The following is a 4,040-nucleotide window of genomic DNA, read 5'->3' as shown; positions in this document are numbered from 1 at the left end:
GCGCACCCCGATGCGCGCGTAATAGGCCGGGCTCCCCAGCACCAGCACATGGCCGACGCCGTCCGGGCGCAGCCGCGCCAAGCCCTCGCCGACCAGCGCCCGGCCGATCCCGCGCCGCCGCAGGCCAGGGGCGACGGCCAGCGGGCCGAGCAGCGCCACGCGCGGTCCGGCCGGGGTGAGGCCGCACTCCGTGAAGGCAACATGCCCGGCAATCTCGCCGTCATGCAGCGCGACGAGGGAGAGCACCCCGAGCGCCGCAAGCTCCGCCACCAGCGGCCGCAGATCCTCCTGCGGGAAGGCGGCCGCGTAGAGCGCGGCGATGCTCGGCGCGTCCGCAGGCCGCGCCGCGCGGATGCTTGCCGCCAAGGTCAGCGCCGGGCGGCGCGCAGCAGCCCCCGGCCGAGCATGATGCCCCAGACCAGCAGCGTCGCGACGCCGAGCGTGCCCGCGATCGGGCGGGCGAAGAAGTCCAGGTAGTGGCCGTCCGCCTTGATCATGGATTGCACGAAGGTCTGTTCCAGCATCTCGCCGAGCACGAGGCCGAGGATCAGCGGCGCCACCGGGATGCCGTGCGATTCGAGGAACCAGCCGACCAGGCCCATCGCGAGCATCAGCACCACGCCGTAGAGGCTGTTGGTGATGGCGAAGCTGCCGACCACGCAGAACAGCAGGATCACCGGCAGCAGCACGTTGCGCGGCGTGCGCAGCACCTGCCGCGCGCTCTTGATCGCCGCCCAGCCGAGCGGAAGCATGATCAGGTTGGCCAGGACGAAGATCAGGAACACCGCGTAGATGAATTGCGGGTTCTCGTTGAACACGGTCGGGCCCGGGTTCATGCCCTTCATGTAGAGCACGCCCACCACGATCGCGGTGATGGAATCGCCCGGGATGCCGAAGACGAGCGCCGGGATCCAGGCGCTGCCGACCGCGGAGTTGTTCGCCGAGGTCGCGGAGACGATGCCCTCCACATGGCCGGTGCCGAACTTCTCCGGCTCGCGGGAGAAGCGCTTCGACACGGCGTAGGAGATCCAGGCGGCGATGTCCGCGCCGGCGCCGGGCAGCGCCCCGATCACCGTGCCGATCGCGCTGCCGGTCAGGAAGTTGCCCCAGTAGCGCCGGAACACCGCCCCGAGCCCGCGGAAGATGTTGCCGACCTGATCCACCACCGCATGGCCGACATCGCGCGCCGAGATCGCGCCGCGCAGCAATTCGCTGACCGCGAACATGCCGATCAGCGTCGGGATGAAGCTGACGCCCTGCATCAGCTCCACCTCGTTGAAGGTGAAGCGCGGGAAGCCGGCCGAGGGATCGATGCCCACGGTGGCCAGCAGCAGCCCGAGGAACAGCGAAAGAAAGCCCTTCACCGCATCGGCGTTGGTCAGGAACACCGCGCAGGTCAGGCCGAGGCAGGCGAGCCAGAAATACTCGAAGGAGGAGAAGTTGATCGCGACTTCGGCCAGGGCCGGCGCGGCGACGATCAGCACCGCCACGCCGATCAGGCCGCCGGCCGCCGAGAAGACGAGGTTCACGCCCATGCACAGGTTGAGCTGGCCGTTGCGCGTCATCGCATAGGCCTCGTCGGCATAGGCGGCGCTGGCCGGCGTGCCGGGCATGCGCAACATCGCCGCCGGGATGTCGCCGGCGAAGATCGCCATCGCGGTCGCCGCGACGATCGCGCCGAGCGCCGGCACCGGGTCCATGAAGAAGGTCACCGGCACCAGCAGCGCGGTCGCCATGGTCGCCGTCAGACCCGGCATCGCGCCGACGAACATGCCGAACATCGCCGCGACGAGGATGACGAGCAGCACGAAGGGGTCGAAGACCAGCCCGAAGGCCTGCACTATCGCGTCCACGGCGCGGCCCTCACAGGAAGGGGTCCATCAGCCCGCGCGGCAGCGGCACGCGCATCATCCCGGCGAAGAACCAGTGCACCACCAGCGTCACCGCGGCGGCGACCGGCAGCGCCACCACCAGGCGGGTGCGGAACCACAGGAACAGCGCCATCAGGATCAGGAAGGCGGTCGGGATGAAGCCGAGCGCATCGGCGGCCAGGATGTAGAACACCACCGCCAGCGGCATCAGCAGGAAGGAGATCACGCGCGCCGGCTCGCGCGTCCAGCCTTCGAAGGTCAGCAGCGGCTGGCGCACGCGCAGGCCGCGCAGCACCAGCAGCGCGCTGCACAGGCCGATGCCGGCGGCCAGGATGCGGGGGAACAGGTTCGGCCCATAGTCCTGGCCCGGAAAGGCGGGGAAGAAGCTGGTGAGCCACCACACCCACCCCGCGAAGCCCAGCAGCAGCACGCCGAGCAGCGAATCGTTCAATCGCACGCCCGGCGCGCTCCTTCCCTGCGGGCGGTCCGATTCACGGCTCCGGCCTCAGGCGCGTGCCGATCGGACCGCGGCGATCAGCCGCGCGCGAGCCCCGCGCCGCGCATCGCCTCGCCCATCGCCCGGTCGCCCGCGGCCATGAACTGCGCGAAGCCGGCCGGATCGGCATAGACCGTGCCGAAGCCGCGCTGCGACATGAACTGCTTGAACTCAGGGTTGTCGTAGGCGCGCTTGATCGCCGGCACGAGCACGGAGGTGACGGAATCCGGCAGGCCCTTCGGACCCGCGATGCCGCGCCAGGCGCCGACCGAGTAGTTGATGCCGAGCGTCTCGTTCAGCGTCGGCACATTGGCGAATTGCGGGTTGCGCTGCGGCGCCATGATCGCCAGGGCCTTGGCGCGGCCCGCATCGATCATCGCGCGCGCCTCCGGCACCGAGCAGGTGACGATGTCCACGCCGCCGGCCGCGAGTTCCTGCATCGCCGGCGCCGCGCCGTTGGACGGCACCCAGCGGACATGGTCGCCCTTGAGGCCCATCGCCTGCAGCCAGCCCACCAGCGCCAGATGCCAGATGCCGCCCTGGCCGGTGCCGGAGGCCTTGAAGGTGCCGGCGGGGCGGGACTTGATGGCATCCGCCAGCGCCTTGATGTCCGCGAAGGGCGAGTTGGAACCCACCTGCACGCCGGGCGGATCCTCGTTCATCAGCGCCAGCGGCGTGTAGCTTTCGGGGTTGAGCTGGGTCAGCCCCTGCCAGTGCATCATCGTGATCTCGACCGTGATCATCCCGATCGTGTAGCCGTCGGGTGCGGCCGTCGCGATCGCGCTGTGGCCGACCACGCCGGAGCCGCCGGTGCGGTTCACCACGTTCACCGGCTGGCCCAGATCCTTCTCGAGCAGGGTGGCGACGATGCGCGCCGTCGCGTCGGTGCCGCCGCCGGCGCCCCAGGGCACGACCATCTGGATCGGGCGGTTCGGGAAGCGGCCCTGCGCCAGGGCGGGCATCGCCAGCAGACCGCTCGAGGCGGCGAACAGGGTGCGGCGGGTCAGGCGGGCGGACATGACAGCTCTCCTCCATTGCGCCGCCGGTTGCGCCCGGCGCGCTTGGCGGAGAGGCTAGGCCGGCTTGCGCCCGCGCATCAAGCCGGCGGCGGCGCCTCGGGCCGGACCACCAGCAGGGTGCCGTCCACCGCCTCCACCCGCACGACGCTGCCGGGCTCCGGCATCGTCACGCCGCGCGGCAGCCGCGCCGGCCAGTCGCTGTCGCCGAGCCGCACGCGCAGCCCGCCCCCTTCTGCCGCAACCACCACGGCATGGCGGCCCGCCAGCCCGGCTTCGGGCGCGTTCACCCGGTGCGAAGGGCCGCCGCGCGGCCGCACCTTCAGGGAGATGCCGATGCCCGCGGCAAGCAGTGCCAGGAACAGCGCCACCGCCCCGGCGAAGCCGGGGGCGACGGTCAGCAGCGCGAGCCCGGTGCCGATCGCCGCGATCCCCGTCCACAGCAGATAGACCCCCGGCAGCAGCAGTTCCGCGCCGAGCAGCGCGAGGCCGACCAGGATCCAGATCAGCCCCGGTTCCATGGATTCCCGCCCGGCGCCGGCGCGGCCCGCGGCGCGCCCCGCGCCACCCCCCCCCCCCCCGCCCCCCCCCACACCCACGCCCGCCCCCCCCCCCCCCCCCCCCCCCCGCCTTCCCAATGCCCCCAGACCCCGCCCG

5 protein-coding genes are annotated in these 4,040 nt (G+C 71.9%); all 5 read right to left on the bottom strand.

Annotated elements, in window-relative coordinates; genetic code table 11:
* Positions 1-366, bottom strand: a 366-nt coding sequence (locus tag AC1MIR_RS14485; RefSeq protein ID WP_480028902.1) for a GNAT family N-acetyltransferase, incomplete at its 3' end; no start/stop codon positions are given.
* Between the two features lie 2 nt (positions 367-368).
* Positions 369-1,853, bottom strand: a complete 1,485-nt coding sequence (locus AC1MIR_RS14480) for a tripartite tricarboxylate transporter permease (protein ID WP_480028901.1) — start codon at positions 1,851-1,853, stop codon at positions 369-371.
* A gap of 10 nt (positions 1,854-1,863) precedes the next feature.
* Complete coding sequence (locus AC1MIR_RS14475; protein ID WP_480028900.1) at positions 1,864-2,328, bottom strand: tripartite tricarboxylate transporter TctB family protein; 465 nt, start codon at positions 2,326-2,328, stop codon at positions 1,864-1,866.
* Between the two features lie 77 nt (positions 2,329-2,405).
* On the bottom strand, positions 2,406-3,386 hold the full coding sequence (locus AC1MIR_RS14470; RefSeq protein ID WP_480028899.1) for a tripartite tricarboxylate transporter substrate binding protein: 981 nt from the start codon (positions 3,384-3,386) through the stop codon (positions 2,406-2,408).
* A 77-nt stretch (positions 3,387-3,463) separates the two neighbouring features.
* Positions 3,464-4,040: NfeD family protein (locus AC1MIR_RS14465; RefSeq protein WP_480028898.1), on the bottom strand; the 577-nt coding region annotated here is incomplete at its 5' end.

This window comes from Falsiroseomonas sp. RANM36, assembly GCF_056682175.1.
Note: the sequence above shows the minus strand (reverse complement) of the source record. Positions and strands in the feature narration are given on the sequence as shown.